At 60.5% G+C, this 21,141-nt stretch carries 19 protein-coding genes and 3 pseudogenes; 9 read left to right on the forward strand and 13 right to left on the reverse strand.

The genetic code is table 11. From position 1 onward, the window contains the following. The first annotated feature begins 298 nt into the window (after positions 1-298). Entirely contained in the window at positions 299-484 is a 186-nt protein-coding gene (locus G6P99_RS10365; RefSeq protein ID WP_245284957.1) for a hypothetical protein, read from the forward strand. A 427-nt stretch (positions 485-911) separates the two neighbouring features. Beyond that, on the forward strand, positions 912-1,796 hold the full coding sequence (locus G6P99_RS10370) for a type III secretion protein (RefSeq protein WP_156929136.1): 885 nt from the start codon (positions 912-914) through the stop codon (positions 1,794-1,796). Positions 1,797-1,833: 37 nt separating this feature from the next. Here G6P99_RS10370 and G6P99_RS10375 read toward each other — a convergent pair whose 3' ends face one another. From G6P99_RS10375 to G6P99_RS10405, 7 genes are all read right to left on the reverse strand, one after another. Beyond that, positions 1,834-2,886, reverse strand: coding sequence for an IS630 family transposase (locus G6P99_RS10375; RefSeq protein ID WP_165128067.1), 1,053 nt, complete (start codon positions 2,884-2,886; stop codon positions 1,834-1,836). Positions 2,887-2,928: 42 nt separating this feature from the next. Continuing rightward, positions 2,929-3,273: a hypothetical protein gene (locus G6P99_RS10380; protein WP_165128069.1), complete on the reverse strand. Its 345-nt coding sequence runs from the start codon at positions 3,271-3,273 to the stop codon at positions 2,929-2,931. A gap of 12 nt (positions 3,274-3,285) precedes the next feature. Then, on the reverse strand, positions 3,286-3,597 hold the full coding sequence (locus tag G6P99_RS10385) for an HNH endonuclease (RefSeq protein WP_029084774.1): 312 nt from the start codon (positions 3,595-3,597) through the stop codon (positions 3,286-3,288). Further along, positions 3,594-5,078 carry a terminase large subunit gene (locus tag G6P99_RS10390; protein ID WP_246709488.1) on the reverse strand — a complete coding sequence of 495 codons (1,485 nt, stop codon included), beginning with the start codon at positions 5,076-5,078 and terminating at the stop codon, positions 3,594-3,596. Before G6P99_RS10390 ends, G6P99_RS10385 begins: the two co-directional genes overlap by 4 nt. A gap of 79 nt (positions 5,079-5,157) precedes the next feature. Further along, a complete protein-coding gene (locus G6P99_RS10395) occupies positions 5,158-5,580 on the reverse strand; it encodes a phage terminase small subunit P27 family (protein WP_051346768.1) in 423 nt (140 codons plus the stop codon). Then, on the reverse strand, positions 5,573-6,400 hold the full coding sequence (locus G6P99_RS10400) for a hypothetical protein (protein ID WP_063618995.1): 828 nt from the start codon (positions 6,398-6,400) through the stop codon (positions 5,573-5,575). The genes G6P99_RS10395 and G6P99_RS10400 overlap by 8 nt, the downstream gene beginning before the upstream one ends. Next, complete coding sequence (locus G6P99_RS10405) at positions 6,397-7,089, reverse strand: ParB/Srx family N-terminal domain-containing protein (protein ID WP_165128073.1); 693 nt, start codon at positions 7,087-7,089, stop codon at positions 6,397-6,399. Before G6P99_RS10405 ends, G6P99_RS10400 begins: the two co-directional genes overlap by 4 nt. Positions 7,090-7,349: 260 nt before the next feature. Here G6P99_RS10405 and G6P99_RS10410 point away from each other — a divergent pair, with 260 nt between their 5' ends. From G6P99_RS10410 to G6P99_RS10420, 3 genes are all read left to right on the forward strand, one after another. Then, complete coding sequence (locus tag G6P99_RS10410; RefSeq protein WP_165128075.1) at positions 7,350-7,673, forward strand: hypothetical protein; 324 nt, start codon at positions 7,350-7,352, stop codon at positions 7,671-7,673. A 390-nt stretch (positions 7,674-8,063) separates the two neighbouring features. Further along, complete coding sequence (locus G6P99_RS10415; RefSeq protein ID WP_165128077.1) at positions 8,064-8,789, forward strand: transglutaminase domain-containing protein; 726 nt, start codon at positions 8,064-8,066, stop codon at positions 8,787-8,789. Next, entirely contained in the window at positions 8,768-9,094 is a 327-nt protein-coding gene (locus G6P99_RS10420; RefSeq protein ID WP_165128079.1) for a hypothetical protein, read from the forward strand. The genes G6P99_RS10415 and G6P99_RS10420 overlap by 22 nt, the downstream gene beginning before the upstream one ends. Before the next feature lie 100 nt (positions 9,095-9,194). Here the strand turns inward: G6P99_RS10420 and G6P99_RS10425 are convergent, their stop codons facing one another. Next, a complete protein-coding gene (locus tag G6P99_RS10425) occupies positions 9,195-9,422 on the reverse strand; it encodes a hypothetical protein (protein WP_156929034.1) in 228 nt (75 codons plus the stop codon). 496 nt (positions 9,423-9,918) lie between these two features. Between G6P99_RS10425 and G6P99_RS10430 the strand changes: the two genes are divergently transcribed. Further along, a complete protein-coding gene (locus G6P99_RS10430; RefSeq protein ID WP_029084777.1) occupies positions 9,919-10,806 on the forward strand; it encodes a hypothetical protein in 888 nt (295 codons plus the stop codon). Between the two features lie 543 nt (positions 10,807-11,349). Here the strand turns inward: G6P99_RS10430 and G6P99_RS10435 are convergent. Then, a pseudogene (locus G6P99_RS10435) lies at positions 11,350-11,986 on the reverse strand (IS630 family transposase); the annotation flags it as partial. A gap of 577 nt (positions 11,987-12,563) precedes the next feature. Here G6P99_RS10435 and G6P99_RS10440 point away from each other — a divergent pair. Beyond that, entirely contained in the window at positions 12,564-13,184 is a 621-nt protein-coding gene (locus G6P99_RS10440) for a hypothetical protein (RefSeq protein WP_165128081.1), read from the forward strand. Between the two features lie 470 nt (positions 13,185-13,654). Here G6P99_RS10440 and G6P99_RS10445 read toward each other — a convergent pair whose 3' ends face one another. Together G6P99_RS10445 and G6P99_RS10450 are read right to left on the reverse strand one after the other, a co-directional pair. After that, entirely contained in the window at positions 13,655-13,912 is a 258-nt protein-coding gene (locus G6P99_RS10445; RefSeq protein WP_224496563.1) for a hypothetical protein, read from the reverse strand. A 327-nt stretch (positions 13,913-14,239) separates the two neighbouring features. Then, positions 14,240-14,422 (reverse strand): annotated as a pseudogene (locus G6P99_RS10450) (transposase); the annotation flags it as partial. Between the two features lie 258 nt (positions 14,423-14,680). Here G6P99_RS10450 and G6P99_RS10455 point away from each other — a divergent pair. Beyond that, positions 14,681-19,426: a Ulp1 family isopeptidase gene (locus G6P99_RS10455; RefSeq protein WP_205751482.1), complete on the forward strand. Its 4,746-nt coding sequence runs from the start codon at positions 14,681-14,683 to the stop codon at positions 19,424-19,426. A 79-nt stretch (positions 19,427-19,505) separates the two neighbouring features. Here the strand turns inward: G6P99_RS10455 and G6P99_RS10460 are convergent. Next, positions 19,506-19,755: pseudogene (locus tag G6P99_RS10460) on the reverse strand (transposase); the annotation flags it as partial. Between the two features lie 66 nt (positions 19,756-19,821). Beyond that, on the reverse strand, positions 19,822-20,694 hold the full coding sequence (locus G6P99_RS10465) for a transposase (protein WP_165128083.1): 873 nt from the start codon (positions 20,692-20,694) through the stop codon (positions 19,822-19,824). 6 nt (positions 20,695-20,700) lie between these two features. On the opposite strand from G6P99_RS10465, the gene G6P99_RS10470 reads away from it, so the two are divergent. Further along, entirely contained in the window at positions 20,701-21,054 is a 354-nt protein-coding gene (locus G6P99_RS10470; RefSeq protein ID WP_165128085.1) for a hypothetical protein, read from the forward strand. The last annotated feature ends 87 nt before the right edge of the window (positions 21,055-21,141 follow it).

Raw genomic sequence — 21,141 nt, forward strand, 5'->3', positions numbered from 1 at the left:
AGGCAGCAGATAATCAGAGGTTTACGGAATCGCTTGACCGGCACTAGTTCGTCGTCAGCGACACGGCCGTGTTCCCTTACCGCTGAACCTTCTATCTACGAGATGGACAGTGATGAGTTCAGGCAAGAGTTGAGGGACTTCTATGGTGTCGACGTCAGGCACATAGCCAATAATCCTCAAGAGTACTTGGATTTCGTGTCCTCAAAAGCTGAGCGCACCGCAATTGTCGCTAGAGTCGGTGCGACCGTAGATGACGAGGCGGGTTCGAAGTACTTCAGCTATCAGTTGGGCGATAACGATGAACAACGAGGGTGAATGGCAGCGGGCAGACAAGCCCCGGCTGTATCTTCAAGCCGAGAGCGAGGATCCCGTTGAACGAAGTAGCGACGAAGACGAAGGATGTGTCGAGTCAGAGTCGTCCGACGATGATCTTTCTTGGTACGTGGCGCGGGCGCTCAATTTCCGCGGAGGACCGGCGGAATGAGAGTCTAGATAGACTAAAGGGAATGTGCATGAAGGCTATCATGTTCCGTTTTCCGCGTGCCGGGCGCGAAGGGGATATCCCGGCCGCTCCAATCCGTTAGCTTAACGGTGCCGCCTGAGCTCCTCTGTAGGGGCATTGGTGCAGTGAAATTTCATCAGCATAAAGGAGATTGCTTGTGGGAATTTGTTGTTCAAAGCCTTCAGGAGTAGGCTCGCCTTATGATAGTTCGAGCGCCGACGGCGCCTCGCACTCAACGGCCCGCAGCGACAGCGGCGCCAGCGATCGCCAATGGTCCGCGCTAATTTCGACGGCATCGGGACCGGCTGCGACGGCATCGGAACCGGCCGCGATGGCTCCCCGAGTCGCTCTGGGAACGTCGCCGAACACGTTGCAACAACGACGCGGTGTGGCACTACAGCGACATGAGATGCAGCAACTCGCCTACCTCATTGCGGCCATGATGACTGGCGATCCGGTCAGAAGCCCCGCTCGGATCACCGCGGCCGGTCAGACAGTGCACGACGTTCGCCTGCTCCTCAGGCACGGACGCGGCAACGTTCATGCGGATGGCGAGCCGTCCCACGGGCACAACGTCGTAGGCGCACGTCTGGCCTACCGCGGCCTCGATCGCGACAACCAGATGGCATTGGCGGGCGCGCTGGGCGCAGGCTTTTGCGATCAATTCGCGCGCCTCGCTGCAGTCTCGCACGCGCCGCATTTGCGCGATGGTGAATCGGTCGTGAATGCAGGCGGCGAGGTGGAAATTATGGAATTGAACGCCGATCACACCATCTCGGCCACGCGAACTGGACACGCATGGAACGAGCTACGCCGCGGCAACGGACGCGATGGAGAGACGACCATCGTGCAGGACGGCTGGTCGAACGGCCCGGCGGTGCGGCTGAAAGACAGCGCGTGGGCGAACGTCCAGGTGGAGGGAGAGGACCTGAGTATCGACAAGGACGGCGCCCTGTGGTTGAAAGATCGCGTCGAGCGACTGATACCTCTCGTCCACCCGGACGAAGACGAATACACAGCAGGGTGGCTGGAGGAGTTGCGCCGAAATCCGACCCAACAGGATCGCTTTTTGGAAACTCAGGTAGTGTCGGCCGAGTTCGCCGCAAAAGCGAGGGAAGCCCTAGAGCAGATTCCGCGGGAACAGCAGGAGCAGTTGGTCTCGATGGCGGCGCAGGAATTCTATGGGCTGTCTCCCCACGAGGCGGGCGCCCCGCATTTTATTCACTCGGTGCTGGAACAGGTTGGGCTCCTAGACCATCAGGATCGTCCGCCGGTGGTGCCGCCGGATTATTAGTGTGGGCCCGCGTGAGATCTGCGTCTAGTACCCGGAATCAGAGCTGAGTGATACGGCGGCCTTTGAAGGGGCGTTGACGAACCTTTTTCTTGGTCCAGACGAAGGGCTCGGCTTTGTCGTTGTAGGCATTGATGTGTTCCTGAAGCTGCTTGAGGCTTGTGAAGGAGGTGCCGCTAAGTGACTGCCCCTGCAAGATCGAGAACCAGACCTCAACCTGATTGAGCCAGGACGCGCTTGTCGGCGTGAAATGAAATTGCACGTTGGGGTGGGCCTTGAGCCAGTGCTCGTTTTTCTTGTGGGTGTTGAGGTTGTCGAGGATGACGTGAAGCTTTCGGCCCGGAAAGGCCGCGATAACGCCGTTCATGAAGTCGAGGAACTCGACGCGGCGACGGCGTTTTGAATGAGCCGCGATGATCTTTCCGGTGGCGACTTCGAGCGCCGCAAACAATGTCGTAGTGCCATGCCGCTTGTAATCGTGGCTCTGGCCGGTCAAGGCGCGGCCATTGGGCAACTTCAGATAACCCTGCGCTCGCTCTAAAGCTTGGATCGAGGGCTTCTCGTCCACGCATAGCACAATGGCCTTCGCGGGCGGGGCGACGTAGAGGCCAACAACATCGGCGGCTTTGGCCGTAAAGTTCGGGTCGTTGCTCTTGCACCAGGACTTGCGAGCCGCAAGGTCAATCTTGTGGCTACGCAGGAACCGCCAGACATATTGGACATCAACATCGCCCAGCGCCTCGGCCAGCAGCGGGCCAGTCCAGCGCGCAAACCCCTGCGGTGGCGGCTTATGCAGCAGCTTCAGAATCCGCTTGTCGGTGGCCTTCGTATAGATCGGCTGCTTGCCGGGCCGCGGCTTGTCGTGCAGTCCTTCAAGGCCATGATCGGCATAGCGGTGTCGCCAAAGGCTGACAATCCGCGGCTGGACTCCGACTTCTTTGGCGATCGAGCGGGTGCTGCGCCCGTCCGCCGCCAACAGAACTATCCGCGCCCGCTTCAAATCGCGCTGCAGCGTCACCGGCGAGCGACAGCACGCCTCAAGAACCTTGCGGTCTCTCCGCGAAAGGTGGACTTCTCTTGCTTCGGGGATCATCCATATCTTGAATCACGACTCACGTTCCAAGAAAAGTGGGTACTAGGCCGCTGTTTCGACAGCGATGGCGAACTTGCAATCGACCTTCTGATCGACCGGATGATCGCGCGTGCCTGAGCGGAGTTTCAGGAAGGCAATGGCGCGAGCCCAATGCTCGGCGATGACGATCCCGCTGTTCGGCTTTGCGACGATGGTCACTTCCTCGCCGTTGCTGCCGTACAGATCATTGTAGAAGTTGCCGTCGCTGGAAACTTGCAGCGTCAGATTCGCTGCCGTGTATTCCTGCGGAACGGTGATGCGGACGATCACGCCAGCCGAGCAATCAATGCCATCGGAAAGGGATTCGCCAGCTGCGATAGTGGGTCCGTCGATAACCTGAAGCGGCATGATGCGTCTCCTTCAGCGGTGCCGGTTGGCGGGATGGTTCGGATCGGTCGGCCAGCCATCGGCATCGACCGCGACATCGAAGCCGCGCGCCTCGATCCGCTGCTTGGTCGAGCTATGGCAGGGCGAGCAAAGGCTTTGCAGCGCGCCCAGGCAGAACAGAGTCCAGTCACCGCGATGCGGCTCGACGTGATCGACATGGGTGGCCGGGGTGACGATGCCGTCCGCTGCGCAGAACTTGCAGAGCGGATGCGCGAGCAGCTGCTGCCTGCGGCGGCGCTGCCAGAAGGCGGTGTCGTAGAAATGCTTCCAGTCCTCGCGGCTCATCCGATCAGCGCCGCGATATCGATGGGCTTCTCATTGCCGCGATCCCGAGCGCGCAGACCGAGCAGCATGGCGATGGAGACCGCGCCGTCGATGCGAAAGCGCGCCTTGTCCTTGTCCAGCTTGCGATTGCCAGCCGGGTCCGTGGTCGCCACAGCGTTCGCCATGTTCCAGTTCAGCACCGGATTGCCGGGATGGATCAGCTTGCGCTCGATGATCGCCAGCTCCAGCGCATCGATGGCAGGCCCCATGTCCTTGAAGCCTTGGCCCCATGGCACCAGCCGCAGGCCGTCGCCGCCCTTCTCGCCGTCCTCGTAAGCCTGCAGGCCGATGCGGTCGAACTCGCGCAGGATGTCGTTGATGCGCCAGCGGTCATAGGCCATGCCCTTGACCTTGTAGCGCTGCGTCATCTCGGCGATGAAGAGCGCGATCACCTCCGGGTTGATCGATTTGCCGGGGCTGATCTTGAGATGGCCAGCTTCGGCCCACTCGCGGTAGCGATGCGATCCCGAGCCGAAGTCGCGGCTCGAATGCTCGGTGAGATGATCGCGCGGCTTCCAGAAATGCGGCTCGATGCGGCAGGGATCATCGACGGAGCCGATCATCAGCGCGGTGAGATCGACGGTGCTCGAAAGATCGAGCGCGAGATAGACTTCCTCGCCCTGCGCCAGCGGGGCGTCGCCAGCGCAGGCCATCCATTCCGCTCGCGAGATCAGCGAGGCGATGGACGAAACGCGCTGATTCAGGAATAGATTGCGGACCTTCGGCTCCTCGGCGGGCATCCGGATCGCCTTGCGGATCGCGGTCGCGAGGTCCTCATAGTCGCGGAATTTGCCGAGCGCAGGATTCGCCTTGTGCCATTGCTTCTCATCGGCCAGCTCGCAGTCCTCGGCGGCGGCGTAGAGATGGCAGACGATGGCGGGATCGACGCCGGAAAGCCCGTCATCGATCAGCTTCGACATGATGTGCTCAGGATCGTTGCTCTGCGTTGAGATCACGATGAAGAGCGGTTCATCCCGCGCGCCGAAGGAGGTATCGAGCACGTCATAGAGGTCGCGGTTCTTCGCCTGGGCCAGCTCATCATAGATCACGAGGCTCGGCAGATAGCCGTGCTTGGTGCCTGCCTCGGCGCTGATCGCGCGGTAGACCGAGGCAGTGCGGCGCGCGACCATGGTCTTGGTCGATGGCACCAGCTCGATCTCCTTCGCCAGCTCGGGCTCCAGCTCGACCATCTGGCGAGCGAATTTGTAGACGATGGCGGCCTGATCGCGATCATTGGCGGCGGAATAGATTTCGCCATGCACCACGGCCTCGGGGCCGACCAGATGCGCGAGCACGATTGCCGCGATCAGCGCGGTCTTGCCGTTCTTGCGCGCCATCGAGAGGATGGCGCGGCGCACCGCGCGGCGCAGGCCGAGATGCGGCTCATAGGTCGCGCGGATGAATAGCTTCTGGAAAGGCTGCAGCTCGAAGGGCTTCCCCATGCCGTGCCCCGAGGGCACGGTCAGGCGCTCGATGAATTTGATAACGGCCAGTGCGCGCCGCCTGCCGTCAGGCGTGCGCTTAACCGGCGAGGAGTCCGGCAAACTTGCTCTGCGAATTGTCGCCATGAATGCCCGCGCTGATGCGGCTGCGCGCAGCTGGCGTGAGGCCGAACTCGGCGGCGAAGCGGACCACATCGCCTGCATGCTTGCGGACGATGGAGACCAGCGGGTTCTGTACGGCGTCGCCGATTTTCGATTTGATGATCAGGCCATGCATGACCGGATCGCCTGACTGCATCCGCGCCAGCGCTTCAGACGCCAGCCGCCATTGCCCGAAGGCATGGCAATAGGTCGCGAGCGCCGGGATATCGACCACCGTAAGCAGGCCGAGCCGATGCAGCTCGGGGGCGGTGCGCCACCATTCATCGGCGGCATAGCCGGTGATGAAGGGCGGCGGCTCGGGGACATCCGGCAGCTGCTCGGGCTGCGGCTCGTCAGGCAATCTTCGCTGGCCTGGATTCCCGCGCAGTAGCTTCAGGTGCGTCGGCAGTGGCCGCTTTCCGGGTTTCATCTTTCTTCCTCTCGTCTTTCCGCTGGAGCGTGGGGATCGGTGCTGCGCCGTCGCTGTGCTGGTTGGTGCCAGCCATCGCCTGCTTCCCACGCACGCCGCGATACATGGTTGCGCCGCGCGCCTCGATGGCGCTGTACGGCAGCGGCTCGCCGATCAGGCGCGAGCGCGCTGCTGGATTGGTGAAATAGATGTAGCGCAGCGTGTAGCCTTCGAGCGTCGGGCCAGTGCCGCGCCATCGGCCGCCCGTCGCCGCCAGATGCTGCAGCCGATTGCGCCCGGTGATCTGCGACATCTTGTGGACGATGCTGCCGTCCTCGGCGATGTGCAGGTCCTTGTTGGTCTTGATCATCGTGAGCAGAAAGCCCGCCGCCCGATAGATCGTGCCGTCGCCGCATTGGCAGGCGTCGGCGAAGGAGATGATCCATTCGATATGCGGGTAGTTCTTCCTGATCATGCGCAGCGCGATGCCGAGCGCGCGGCTTTCCGAATTGCGCGGCAGCGCATCGGTGAAGGCGAGCCGGTTCAATTCGAGGAAGCCGTTCCAGCCGGTGTCGCGGACCAGATGTACGATGTTTGACTTCTGCAGGCTGGGGCCGAATTGCATCGCGCCCTCCAGCATGCCGTGCAGGAAGACGCCAAGCGATAGCGTCGAGTTGCGGACTACCTTGCCGCTGTAATGCACGCGCCGGATCAGCGCATCAGCATCGCGCTTGGCGATGGGGCGGACCTCGATCTCCTTCGCGCTGGTCATTGCGCCAGGTACGCGCGGCAAATTTCCGCCAGCGCGTTGCCGTTCCGGCTCTTGTTTTCCGAGGCCTCGCTCGGCGGCCCCAGCGCCTGCGATGCCCGCTCAATCGCCGTGCTCACGGTCTCGGCCTGCGTCTCGTGCAGGATGAAGGTCATCTGCTGGAAGGGCGAGCGCTCGCCATCGGCAAGCACAGGCATGCCGCCCAGCGCCTCGACGCCCACGCCCATCTCGCGCAGCTCGGTCTCGGAAAAGCCGGTCAGGCTATCGAGGCCCAGCCGCGCAAGGTCGTTCAATTCGATGCGCAGCAGCGCGCGATCCCACTGGCCGTTCTCGGTCAGCTTGTTGTCGGCGATCAGATAGGCGCGCTTTTGCTCGTCCGACCAGCCGCGAGCTACCATCGTCGGCACCTGATCGATGCCCATCTGCTCGGCAGCCAGCACTCTCCCGTGGCCAGCTATGATCGTCCCGGCTTCATCGACCAGCACCGGGATGGTCCAGCCCCACTCGCTGATCGAGGCCGCGATCTGCTCGATCTGCTCCTCGGAATGCAGTCGCGCGTTGCGGGCATTGGGCACCAGCTCGCGGATCGGGCAGCGCGATACCTGATCCGCAGGCCAGTTTTGGGCGATTTCGGACAGCCCGAAATGCCTGTTTTTGTCGGGAGAAACCGCCTTTTCGCTGGGCTGCTGCATGCCAGCTCCCTGGTCAAGTACCTGCAAATGCTGCGATTTTGGCGCTGAGAAGGATCTTCCACCCGGCAACGAGTCGACCGAGAGGGATCGATAGGGCCGTTTTGATCAGTAAGTTGGCGGGGGCGGGCATCGGCTAACTGCGTCAGGTTCGGAGCGGTATGTTCGACGCAACTTATTGAAAACAGTAGAGTTTCAACGGGAGTCATCGGGACTGCGCGCTCTATGCGGTGCGGGCCTGTCCATTCCTGACGCAGCCGAAGATGCGCCGCAACGAGAAGGACGTGCCCGAGCATCTTGAACCTGCTGGCCTGATGCTGCGCAGGAATCCGGGCGTGACGCTGATCTGGACGACGCTGCGCTACACGATCTTCAAGGATGGTCACGGTGGCGCGCTGTTCAATGTCGGCGATCCCGAGCGCGTCGAGTTCTTCGCCGAGGGCCGCGCCGCGACCCGCGCCGAAGTGATCGCCAGCATCGATAGCGGCCTGCCGGTCCTGCGCGAGATGGCCGAGCGCGACGGGCCTGATGCCGTCGCCGAGCTGCAGACGATGTACGGCAAGGCAATGGAGCTGGTGCCTGCATAAGCTGATGAGTCTTTTGCAGTGAGGGAGGAAAAGCAGTCGCCTGGGGCACGTAGAGAGCGCAGAGGGAAAGGAGCGCGAGGACGCCCGCGGTTGATAGATGGGAACCGCAAGATAATTTGGCTAAGATCGCAGGGTTATGCGAAATGCCCCCCGAACGCCCTAGGGACCCGAACCAGCTCGCCAAGCGAATCATTGATATCGCCACTGGCGAGACGCCCGACCGCGATCCTACGCCAGAGGAAGAGGGCAAAGACCCGGCTGGGGCGGAGGAAGAGGTCCATGGCTTTCGTTTAACTCACTTTGGCCCTGTTGTTTGGCTAGCGTGAATTCCCCGAGTCCGCTGCTGTTGTTCAGGTCTTGACGGAGTTCCGAATGCGATGCGCGCCATCGTTGGCCGTTCTAGTTTTGATCGCGAGTTCGAGTGTTCAGGCGCAAACGGTTACGGAGCCGGCCATCTCGAAAGTAGTCGAACAGGTTCGCGTAGATGCTGATTATCTCACTAAGCGTTTGACCTGGGATAAAGATGTCGACTTGGACCGCGTGCGGCAATTTGGGCTGGCGCTCACGGCTATGAACCTCGTCCAGCAGCAGGTCAGCTCGACGCGATATGGCGCTGTCGCGAATACATCCCCCGAGGATCTGCCCGCCAACGATGAAGAGGCCCTGTCGCGCGGGATCGGCATTTGCGGGAATCAGGTTTCTGTATTTCTCAACATCGCGACACGAGTTGGCCTCGAGGCACGCAGCCTCGAATTCTACTGGCCGGATGAAGCCGACGTTCGTCACTCGCATATCGCGGCAGAAGTGAAAATTAGCGGCAAATGGGCCTTCTTCGATGTGACTTGGGGAACCTATTTCAGGCGTGATCCCACCGCTTCGGGACAGGCATCTCTGCTCGAAATCCTGTCTTTCGATGAGGCGAAAGCTGTGCCTGATCGGGCAGCTCACGCCGTCACCAATGAGTCGGAACTTTCTTTTCGACTTCAGCTCATCAACAGCCTTGATCCGTTCGACTACTTCACGAAGGCGGATGGCTACCTGCGCGGCAAGAGCGGGGACATAGCTCTTGCGGCGCCGCGAAGTAACGGCGGTGCTTGGGCAACCACATCGGAGTGAGCGCCGATTACTCGACCTCGCATGTCGGAAACGCCTCGGTAGGATTGCGCGCCGCGGCTCATGTGGTTCACGGCCGGATCGACGAGATCGGCCGCGGCTGCGTCGGATCGAACGTCCTCGTCGCAGCCGTGAACGGACGCGAGGCTGTCAATGAGATAGTGTCTCCGGGCACTGAGAAGGACTTTGATCTGCCCGATGGTGTCGCGGCGGGCGACACCATCACGCTGTCGATCAGGCCCAAGTCCGATGGCGCAACCTGCGTTCTCGTATATAAACAAATCATCCTGAGCGACCGCTCATCCTAAAGAGGATAGCCGGCCGACCTCGCGCGGCCTCGTGGATTACGACGTGGTCGTTCTCGAGCTTGTAACCAACTGACCATAGGCGGAGGAACAGTTCCATTCGTTATATTCCGACGAACGATCGGCAGGTTTCGGGCTGGGAACGTTGACTGTAGACGTCCCATAATTGCGGATGATTTACCCAGGAAGCAATCCCATTGGCCTCGATCTTCATCAGGATCGCCATATTGTTAGCCGTTGCGATCCTGGCTTTTGGCGTTTCCCGAATAGGCGTACCGGCGCGATCGTTGCCATAGCGACCTGCGTCATAGGTGCCATCATTATTCTTCATTTCGTCGCGTCTTGAGACATCACAGCACGATGTGGCCCCAGCCACCCTTGGAGGCCCAGGGGCGATTGCTGGGGCCACATGACCGGTCCCGCGTCAGTCGAGATTGGAAGCCTGCGGAAGCTTGGGGTCTGGCAGGGTGAGAAAGCCGGTGCCGCATTAGCGCAAGGAACGCTCGGGTCGAGAACGAATAGCCATGCCCCGGGCCAATGCGGCCCGCCCTATAGCCGAGCGCAATCTGGGATTTTACCGTGGGTGAACGAAAGTTTTCGGGATGGCGTAAGCCTGATGTCAGCTGGAAATGTTTAGATACACAAATACTCCAACGGCCCCGGCTCGTACCGCTCTGGGGCCGTTTTTTTTCCTTCTACTATAAAGGGTATGGTGGTTGTCGCTGTAGCCGACCGCGGGGCTCGTCAGCTTCTCGAAAGCTGGGTTAGATATCAAAGTATTATTAGATACAAAGCACTAAGAGAGCGCTACTCAACGAGGCAACGCGATGAATATCGACCCATGGGACACAGAAAGCTTTATGGAGTCTTACAGTATCCTGCTGCAGGAACAGTCGAAAGAAGTGAGCGCACAGGCCAACTCACAAGTACACTCGCCCCCGCATCAAGCGAGCTTTGAGCGGCAGCTAACTGAGTTGCCGCTAGACTACGAACGGTGCCCCGCCGCATCCTATGTCAGGGGCCGCGCCGAACTTGCCGCATCGCTGGCCGGAGCGAACGTTGAGTCGCTCAGGAACGAGATCGAGCGGGCCGAGCAGCGATCGGCACAGTGGCCAAGCACAGCCGGACCTTCCGCCCGCGTCGATGGCGACCGCGTTTTCGATGAGGTATTAACGTCGTCGTATCTGCAGCTGCACCGCTTTCAGGACGAGATCAGTCATTGCAAGCCGCGCATGGACGACGATGTGAATGCCATGAGCCACGTACGCTCCCTCGCCGATTTGCGTTCCCGCGGCATCCGGCATGTCTCTGAGGCGTTCTGCACTGACGACCTTGATGAAATTGATAGGGCGCGCAGTGCTGCACTTCACACGAACGGCTACACCGAACAATCTTCTTTCGTGTCGTTGGCCCAGGACCCTTCGCGACTGCTCCTTTCAGAGGACACGGACTCCGCGAGGGCAATCGCTGAAAGCGCTAGGGAGTTGCACACCTACAGGGTACCGCGTGTTGCCGCTTGGCCGGCCGATCGCATCGATGGCATTCTTGCCCGCTCGAGGGATCCTGTAGACCACGATTTGCGAAGGTGGGTGAGCGGAACACCGACCGAGGAGACCGAAGTCTTGTTTCTCGGCGGCGATCTGGAAAAGTATCGGACGGCCAGCCAACCGAATCCGTACAGGACGGATCATCCAGGTGGAAATCAAGAGGGTTAACGATCGGCGTCATCCTGCGCTACGCTTCCATGTCCCGCTCCAAACTCGCCTGCAATAAAGGGCGCATTCAGAGCATCGCTGCGTCATCCATGGCATCCATGGCGCCGACAATTCGTTCTGGAACTGCTGAGCCGCGAGAGCGCGAGGAAGCGTCGGGCGGCGCGATGTGATGTCGACCGCGACGGAGCGTTAAGGGTCGGCGTCACCGGCGGAGAGACCGCTTTCGGCATGCAGGTCGCGCCACACTTCTTGTGCCCACAAGGCTCCTTCACCAACCACACTTTTAACCTCGTGACTCCAAAGCCCAGTGTTACCGGCTCGCACCAAGCGACACAGTCTGAAAAGGCCGCGCACTGAAACCGCAGTTCAGTGGCTTGAGAAGCGAGCAACCGGTAAGAAGGGCGAAAGATCGGATACCCAACTCAGAAGCTGATGGGTCTGTTGGCGAGAATCATTCGAGCGTCCACGAATGAAGGTGATGTTGTACTAGTACCCTCGTCACAGTGATTATGACTCTTTGGAAGTGGCGGGATAGGCGCCTTACTCATAATCGTAACGTTCGAGCCTGCCGGGCTTGGCCAGAATGGGCTGACGCGTTTCGCCGATGAGTTGCACCGGGCTTTCGTCGAAGCACACCACTGGCCGTCTGGAGTCGGGCGCCTCGGCATAGAGGTCGAGCACATCCTCCATGCGGGCGACGTATTCGCCGTCGACCTGCGGAATGCACCACATGTCTTTGCGCCAGGGTTTGAGGTCATTTTCGGCCAGGCGCCGCCGAACCGTCTCGTGCGACAGGCTCTTGTGTTCGGTGAGTTTGACCATCGCGCCTGCCAGCAGCTTGAGCGTCCAGCGGGCACGGCCCTTTGGGGGGCTGGCACAGGCGGTCCGCCACCAGCAACGCCTCTTCCTTGCCGGTGAGTTTGCGCTCCGCTCCGGGACGCGGCTCTTCGCTCAGCGCCGGCTCCAGATTGCCTTCCACGAAGCGTCGCTTGGTCCGATACACGGTCGAACCGCTCACGCCAACGCTCCTGGCGATCTCTTCGTCGCCGGCCCCGGCATCGGCAGCCAGCAAAATCTGCGCTCGCTTGAGCTTGCGGGACGCATGCTTGCCGCCGCTGAGTAGCGCCCTCAGTTCGGTGCGTTCGATTTGGCTGAGTTCGACCCGATAGCGTACATTCATGGCGTGCCTCCTCGTTCGAGGCACGCACGAACAACTGAATCGGATGGCCGGCGTGAGTCCTTCGACAAAACCCTTCACGCCCACGCAGGGGCAGTATCTGGCTTTTATCCACCTCTATACCCGGCTGCATCGCAGGCCCCCGGCCGAAACCGACATGCAAGAATATTTCCGCGTCAGCCCGCCTTCGGTCCACCAGATGGTGCTGACGCTGGAAGCGCCGGCCTTATCAGACGGCAGCCCAGGACACCTCGCAGCATCGAGGTCCTCGTTGATCCGAAACTCCTGCCGGAGCTAATCTGACCGCCGAACCCAACCTGTCGAAATCACTGTGCAGAGCCACTAGGCCGCCAGCGGCGATCGAGGATCGGCCACGGCGGGCAACCGATCATCACGCCGGAAGCCAAAGCCTGGTTGGTGTCGCTGGCGTGCGACAAGGCCAAGGAGCACGGCTATCCGCATGAACTGTGGATTCTTGTAGTTGACCAGCGCAGCGTTCTCTGAGCCAAATCGCGGTCAAACCACCTTTTGCCAGTCGCGAGGGCTCTGAGCGCGACTGCGAGGAAGCAGAGCTAAAGCCATGTCTCCTTTAGAAGCAATCAGCCGCTGGCTGGAATCACAGGACTTAGACACTCAACTTGAGGTCGCTGCATACGTGACATTCTCGATCTTTAGGAAGAGTGACGTTCTCACGCTTGGCGGGCCGGAGGAGCTCGACACTCTTCAGCGTTGGTTGACCGAACCAGAGTTGGATCCAAGGGCCGCCGCAGGTCGTGCTCTGACCTTCCGGCTCGCCTTCGAGTACTTTGCCGAGGGCAGAATCAGAGGGGATGGATGGAAACGAACCGAAGAACTAGAGCGTAAGAGTCTGGAACTAGCTAAGCGCGACGGAAAGCTTGCGGCTGCGCGCAAGGCGCAAAGAAAGCTTCAACTGTTGCCAACCCGAAAAGAGCACTGGTATCGTGTTGCGAAATCCTGGAATGGATTGGCGGCGACTTATCTAACACGCGAGGCTCTCGCTCTCGGATCTTTGCCGAGATGCGACCTGAAGGCCATTTCAAATGGTCACTGTCTTCCATCGGTGCCTACGGTCGAGGCTTCGGATGCGGCCTTGGTTCCGATAGTGCCCGCTACAGCTGTTGAAGAAGGCGAAGAAGGGAGGAACGAAGTGCTCTTCTCACAAAAGAGTGGACAGAGTTAAGCTGCTTATACCTCGGTCGGCAAGGAACTTGGTCTGCGCGTGCGTTTGCGGTGGACGGCCCATTGCACGATCGTTGAACCTGTTGGCGTCGATGCCGCTCCTCGTTTCGCCAACTGCAAAACAGGAATCCGACATCAGCCCATAGGTTCCACGATGCAGGTTTCATGAAATCGATCGTCTAGTAGGAAGGATGGCTTCGCCGGATTGATTTCCGTCACCTGGAGATTAATCCCGCGCGAAGGTTGCGTGGACGCCGGGCTTGGCGGCAAATCGGGTGCGGTCGTCGCGAACAGGATTCGTTTGCTCGCTTCCGGATCGAAGGGGGCTGGGCCGCTGGGAATGGCCTCTCCAGAGTCTTCTTATTGCGTCTCAGGCACCAAGAATAAAGTTGGGGTGACGCGGCTTCCCTCCACCTGATGGATTTTCCATCCCTCTCTCCGCCCGCTGGTCCCAAAAGGTTCCAGAGCCAGTCACTCTTCCGAATAAGCCTCCCGTCGGATCGACTCTCGCCCAGTCGTCCCTTGAAGGCGCTCAGCGCAGGGACGCTCAAACGGCGTTACCGAACCGCTGAAATGCCCCTCGAGCTCGGCAACTGCTCTGTGCTCCCACTCATTAGCCTGGGCGAGCAATGAACACCGCTGAAGGGGCCGAAATGCCGCGGCCTGACGGCATAGCGAAGCTATCGCACGATAGCGGCGCACATTTTCTTCAACGGCCAGCCCGGTCATGTGTGGATCCCCCATGTCTTTCACGTGTGCGAACTTGCGGCAGAATTATTTTCGATCCGTTAGCGGCCAGAGTGGAAAGCGTGAATGGTTGGCAAAACCTTGCTGGCACGCTGATGATGAGCGTTCCACCGAAGGATCCACATCAACTGAGCCCTAATAGCCCGTCCTATTCGTGAGAGTGCGTTTTTTTAGTCCGATTGATGTGGCCGCGCATCTGCTCTGACGAGGCGCGCGGGATTGCCTTCGGCTTTTCACCGCCTGACGACCGGTACTTTGCAACGCGCTTGAGGTGTAGGTTGGGCGAACGGGGGGCGGACGCCCCGCCGGTCAAGGACCGAGCGGCAGCAGCGCGCCTGGCAAGCCGCGGATCAGGTCGGCTTCGGGACATGCCGCGGCAAACGCAAGGCGAATGCGGCTCGTGGTCTCGACGACACGGACAGCGAGTTTCAAGAGCCGAAGACGCAGCGTCGCGAACTCGGCAGTGGCCAATTCCCGGACTTTGGGAATTGAGAAGCAGTATTTTGTCTCTGAATCTTCGGTCTATCGGCTGTTGACGGCGAAGCGCGCAGGTCATGCACCATGCTCGAGGCACGTTGTCGTCATCAGTTTCTCGACAGCTTCCCCATTTAACAGGGTTGGTCGCGCTGGAAGCACATCGGCTGCCGATGCTCACGGTGCGTACCTGTCGAGGGCTGTAAAGGGTGGTTTGTTGCTGATTCCCAGCATGCCAGATCGAAGGCTCGGTTCATAATTTGAAAGGGAGAAGGGATGGATTTCCCCTCGATCAAGTGGGTGCGTGAACAATCGGACAGCACGGGCCCGCAAGAGAGTTCACCCGCGGCGCCGTCCGCAGATGCGGCGACCTTTGAGCGGCAACTGAGCGAGATCGCCAATTCAAGTGGAGGTGGTGGAGCAATGCCCGCCGCCGCTGCGCTGCAGCCGGCTCAGTCAGCTGGGGTTTTGATAGGGCGGAGCAAGCAGCCTCTTTATTCCGAGGACGCTCGCCTTATTTCGGGGCTTGAGGAGGTCCTCCTCCGCAATGGCAACGCCGCCAACCAAACCGCCTACGGCTATGTAAGTTCTCTTCGCAGCTTCGGCCGCTGGCTCTTCGCAAATAACAAAGATCCGATTGCTGCTCGGCTCGACGACCAGTCGCTGACCGATGATGCGCGCGAGGCCATCGAAAAGGGTCATAACAGGGGACTCCTTCCGGCAATTGACCATCTCCGGACCTTCCAGTCGACGGGCGGAGTCGTGCCGATCACAGGCCGCGCTGAGCTAAATCCTCACCCCCAGGACGTGGCTCTCATCAAAGAGTACAAAAACGAAGCAGCGACAGGGACCGGCAAGACGTATGCAGCTGTTCTTCGCAGTTTCAGTGACTACCTGCGTGAAAACAACAAGAAGGGCATTGCTGGTCGGCTTTCCGGCAATGCGCTGGATGGAGATGTCGAGAGCTATAGGAAGGTCGCCGGTGCTGATTCGAGGATCGGTGCCGCGCTGGCCCATCTCCGAAAATCGCAGGCCGGCGCTAAAGCGATGGAGCGCGAGCGCCATATTCCCCCCGTTCCTGCTCCCGAAGACGCCGCACTGACGGAGTCGAGGCGGGTCGGCGCCGCCGCTGCGCAGCACAGCGCGTCGCAGGGCGCGGGCAGTTTGCCAGAGGAGCTGCTTCCTGCGGAAGGCTACGATCAGGATTTGGGCCGGATGGACGAACCCGGCCCGTCGTCCTCGGCGCCGCAGCCGGCTCAGTCAACGGGGGTTTTAATGGGGCGGAACAAGCCTCTTTATTCCGAGGACGCTCGCCTTATTTCGGGGCTTGAGAAGGGCCTCATCAAGGGCACCGGCGCCGAGCGTACCGCCAAGGACTATGTATATTCGCTTCGCGGCTTTGGCCGCTGGCTCTTCGCAAATCACAAAAAGGGCATTGTTGCTCGGCTCGACAACGAGTCACTGACCGATGATGCGCGCGAGTTCGCCGGAAACGGTAAGCCCGGTCTCCTCCTTAGGGCAATAGATCGTCTCCGGACCTTCCAGTCGACGGGCGGAGTCGGGCCGATCGCAGGCCGCGCTGAGCTGAATCCTCACCCCCAGGACGTGGCCCTCATCAAAGAATACAAAAACGAAGCAGCGACAGGGACCGGCAAGAGGCATGCAACTGCTCTACGCAGTTTCAGTGACTACCTGCGTGAAAACAACAAGAAGGGCATTGCTGGTCGGCTTTCCGGCAACACGTTGGATGAAGATGTTAAGCGCTATAGGAAGGACGCCGGGGGTAATCCGACTATCGGTGCCGCACTGGCTGATCTCCGAAAATCGCAGGCCGGCGCTAAAGCGATGGAGCTCGAGCGCTATATTTCCCCAGTTCCTGATCCCGAAGACGCGGCACTGATGGAGCCGAGGCGGGGCGGCGACGCCGCTGCGCAGCACAGCGCGTCGCAGGGAGCTGTCGGTCGGCCATTGGTCCTCCCGGAAGGTTACGATCAGGATTTGCTTTGGGAGCTGATGGACGAACCCGGCCCGTCGTCATCTCTCGAGCCAGCCGCGCGCCATGACCAGTCATCGGATCCCGGAGAGACCATTCGTCCCTTGAACTGGGGCTACGACCGCCAGCAGTTCCCGGACGAGCCGATGGGTGCACTTGCCAGGAGCAACCTCCCGCCAAGCGAGGAGGTCCTCATCAACGATGAGCATGACACAGCTGAGTTGAGGCCAGCGAAGAGGCCGAGGACCCTAGACAATCTGCACGGCCTTGCCAGCGAGCGGCAGCTGAGCGAGATCGCCAATTCAAATGGAGGTGGTGGAGCAATGCCGGCCGCCTCGGCGCTGCAGCCGGCTCAGTCAGCTGGGGTTTTGAAAGGGCGGAGCAAGCAGCCTCTTTATTCCGAGGACGCTCGCCTTATTTCGGGGCTTGAGAAGGCCCTCATCAAGGACAATGTCGCCAATCCCACCGCCCACGGCTATATATATTCTCTTCGCCGCTTCGGCCGCTGGCTCGTCGCAAATAACAAAGATCCGATTGCTGCTCGGCTCGACGACCAGTCGCTGACCGATGATGCGCGCGAGGCCATCGAAAAGGGTGATAACAGGGGACTCCTTCCGGCAATTGACCATCTCCGGACCTTCCAGTCGACGGGCGGAGTCGTGCCGATCAAAGGCCGCGCTGAGCTAAATCCTCACCCCCAGGACGTGGCTCTCATCGAAGAGTACAAAAACGAAGCAGCGACAGCGACAGGGACCAGCAAGACGTATGCAACTGCTCTACGCAGTTTCAGTGACTACCTGCGTGAAAACAACAAGAAGGGCATTGCTGGTCGGCTTTCCGGCAACACGTTGGATGAAGATGTTAAGCGCTATAGGAAGGACGCCGGGGGTAATCGGACTATCGGCGCCGCACTGGCTGATCTCCGAAAATCGCAGGCCGGCGCTAAAGCGATGGAGTTCGAGCGCTATATTTCCCCCGTTCCTGATCCCGAAGACGCGGCACTGATGGAGCCGATGCCCGCCGGCGGCGCCGCTGCGCAGCACAGCGCGTCGCAGGACGCGGGCAGTTGGCCAAAGGAGCTGCTTCCTGTAGAAGGCTACGATCAGGATTTGCTTTGGGAGCTGATGGACGAACCCGGCTCGTCGTCATCTCTCGAGCCAGCCGCGCGCCATGACCAGTCATCGGATCCCGGAGAGACCATTCGTCCCTTGAACTGGGGCTACGACCGCCAGCCGCTCCCGGACGAGTCGATGGGTGCACTTGCCAAAAGCAACCTCCCGCCAAGCGAGGAGGTCCTCATCAACGATGAGCATGACACAGCTGAGTTGAGGCCAGCGAAGAGGCCGAGGACCCTAGACAATCTGCACGGCCTTGCCAGCGAGCGGCAGCTGAGCGAGATCGCCAATTCAAGCGGTCGCCTGCTGACGTCGGCGTCCCCCACCCATCAACAGGGTGCATCGCCATGGCAGGCGCAGCCGATGATGCAGGCGAGCGGGCACGAAGATGCCACGGCGCCGCATGTGGTCGCGACGTACGTCGGAGGCGCCGCTGCGCAGCACAGCGCGCCGCAGGGAGCTGTCAGTCGGCCATTGGTCCTCCCGGAAGGTTACGATCAGGACCTGCGTTTGATGGTGGAAGACGGCCCACCGTGGTCCAGGGTTCCCCCTGAGCAGGCGCAGGACATAGTCCAAGCTGGACAGCAGGAACCTGCCAGGTCCACCTCGACCTGGTCGCCGCAGATGCCGCTCAACTTTGATTGGAGCATGTGGCCGATGGAAGCAGCGTCAGCGCCCGCTGCCAGGGCTCCTTCAGACATCGAGGGCGGTCTTGAGGCCGCGGTTCATCCGAATCCGCCCGCACCGTTCGAGTTGCGTGACAATGCTTGGAGCCCGGCGCCTGACTTTCCGCCGCCGTTTGCCGGGCCAGTACCGGGTCATCACCAGGGCGCTCGACAGCCCGGCTCGCCGCAGGGGCTTTCTCCGGCGCCAGCCTTCTCGGATGATGAAGCTTTGGCGTGGTTGCGCGAGGAGCTGGCGCTGCGGCAGATGCAAGAACCGGCCTCACCATCAACCAGCAGGGCTCGCTCAGACACCTACGGCGGTCTTGAGTCTTTTGTTGATCTGGATGCGCCCACGTCGTCCGAATCACGCGACGATGCTCACTTTGCGCCCGCGCCCTCTGCCAGGGCTCGCTCAGACACCTACGGCGGTCTTGAGTCTTTTGTTGATCTGGATTTGCCCACGCCGACCGAATTGCGCGACGATGCTCACTTTGAGCCGGCGCCCGCTGCCAGGGCTCGCTCAGACACCTACCGTGGTTTTCCATTGGTTGATCTGACTGCGCCCACGCCGTCCGAACCACGCGACGATGCTAATTCTGTACGGCCGTTTCCGAGCACCTCCGCTGATGCTCAGATCGGGGCTTTAGGTCCGACAGCCTCCTCCCACGGCCGCGGGCTGGTGCTCGAGGACACGGAATGGCTGGGCGACGAGCATATCGACAGGGATTACCGGCTCCAGGAGCAGGATTTGCAGAGGTACCATCCGGATCTCGCCGCCCGGACGCGGTTCGTGAATCCCCTCATCGTCCTAAATTATCTGCGCTCTAACGACGATGGCGTCGTGCGAACCGAATTCCAGCGCATCGTCTACGATAATGGTAACGATACAGCCGACTTCCTGTTCCTGCCCGTGATTAATGCCGATCCTCAAGATCCTAATAGCCTCGGCAACCATTGGTCGCTGCTGTTCGTTGATCGCAGAGACCGGGGGCGGCCGGTCGCCTATCACTACGATTCCTACGGGGGACTCAACCACAAGGATGCAGAACATCTCGCAGGTCGGCTGGACCTCCGCCTGGAGCCAGCCGGCATGGCCCGGCAGCGGAACGGGTATGATTGCGGCGTCTTCGTGGTGGACGGCACGCGGGCGCTGGTTAGGCAATTGGAGCAAGGACGGGAACCAGACCTGCTGAACCTCAGCAACCTCGTTGCCAATCGGCAGGCACTGCAGAACCGACTCAGGGGCTGATGTCGCCATGGGCGGATAGCTCAGGCTGGAGCGGCTCACGCCGACGGCCTGGGCCCCCGGGCACGAAGGACCGGAACCAGCGCAGCGTCGCGAACTCGGCTGTGGCCAATTCCCGGGCTTTGGGAATCGCGTCGCGCACGGTCAGCATCAGCCAATAAGCGGCGGTGTGGAGAACGAGGCGGACTTGATTGGCGAGCGCCGAACGGCAGCTGGTGCGATCGGACGGTACGCCGTTCGCGATCCCAGGACTTGGCCTTGTGGCGCGTCTCGGTATAGCCGCGCAGAACCGGCAGGTTCTCGATGGCGCGTCGCGTGCGTGCGCGGCTTGCGGCCAAGATTGCTCTCGATGGCCTCGATCAGGGGCACCAACTGGCCCTGATCGCTGCCGTGCTGGGTCAGTTCTTGCGCGACAATGATCTGGGCATGTGCATCGACGGCCGCCTGGGCATGATGCGGCTTTCCGGATCGGTGAAGTTGCGTTGCGCCTTGGGATTGGGTTCCTCCGATGGCAGCGCCGCCGGTTTGCCCGGCTTCTTGCGGCCTTCGGCCTGGCGCTGCTGTTCCTTTTCGGCCTCGATGCGGCGCTCTTCCTCAGCCGCCAGTTTGGCGTCCGCTTCCAGCGCCGCCATCGCTTGCTGGATCTTCGCCAGCCGTTTCTGCTTGTCGACGGTCCAGTCCGGCAGTTCGTCGCTGTTGCCGAAAGTCTCATCCTCCGAGGCATCCGCCGCCTCGGCGGCCGCCAGCATGCGAGCGACCTCGGCCTTCAATTCCGCCTCGCGCTTCTTCATGCGCTCATAACTCATCGCCTTGTGTTTCGACGCGTTCGCCTTGATCTTCGTACCATCCAGCGCGACATGACCGAGCTTGACCAGCCCGGCCGTCTCGCACAACTTCAGAACCTGCACGAATAGCGCGCCGAGCGCCTTCAAATGTCGCTTGCGAAAGTCGCTGATCGTCCGAAAATCCGGCGCATCCAGCGCCACGATCATCACAAAATCGTTCCGCTCCCGGCAGGCCTTGGCAATCCGACGCGACGAATACAGCCCACTCGCATAGCTATGCAGCAGCAGCGCCACCATCATCCGCGGATCAAACGGCGGCTGCCCAAGCCCGCTCACATAGCTGCCCATGATCTCCCTGAGATCGAGGCTCTCCCGCACCAGATCAACCATAAACCGCGAGACATGGCCTTTCGGCACGAAGTCCTGCACATTCGGCGGCAGAAGCAGCGTCTGATCGATGTTCCAAGGCCGAAAATACTTGCTCATCGCCCAATGTTGAATCAGACCCGACCAGATTTGAACAGCGACTATCCAGACAAGCTCCTAGAAGCACTGGTTACACTTCTCATTAGTTTCAACAAACCTAACGAGGTCCCTAACGCTCCAAATGAAATGGCGCTTCGAGAACTGCATCGGTGCGGGACGCTATTTCTTTTGGACAAGCCGGGCGAATATCGCGACGTTCCCGTTCAAGTCGCCAATATTCAAACTGGGCAGGTTATTTATCAGGCTCCGCCTTCAGGAGATGTTCCAGGATTAATCGAAGAGTTTTTCAAAGAACTTATTGGAATCTGGACGTCAGGGGATGCGCTAGCCCGTCCTATTCGTGAGAGTGCGTTTTTTTAGTCCGATTGATGTGGCCGCACATCTGCTCTGACGAGGCGCGCGGGATTGCCTTCGGCTTTTCACCGCCTGACGACCCGTACTTTGCAA

The organism is Bradyrhizobium sp. 6(2017) (genome assembly GCF_011058295.2).
Classification (GTDB): Bacteria; Pseudomonadota; Alphaproteobacteria; order Rhizobiales; family Xanthobacteraceae; genus Bradyrhizobium; species Bradyrhizobium septentrionale.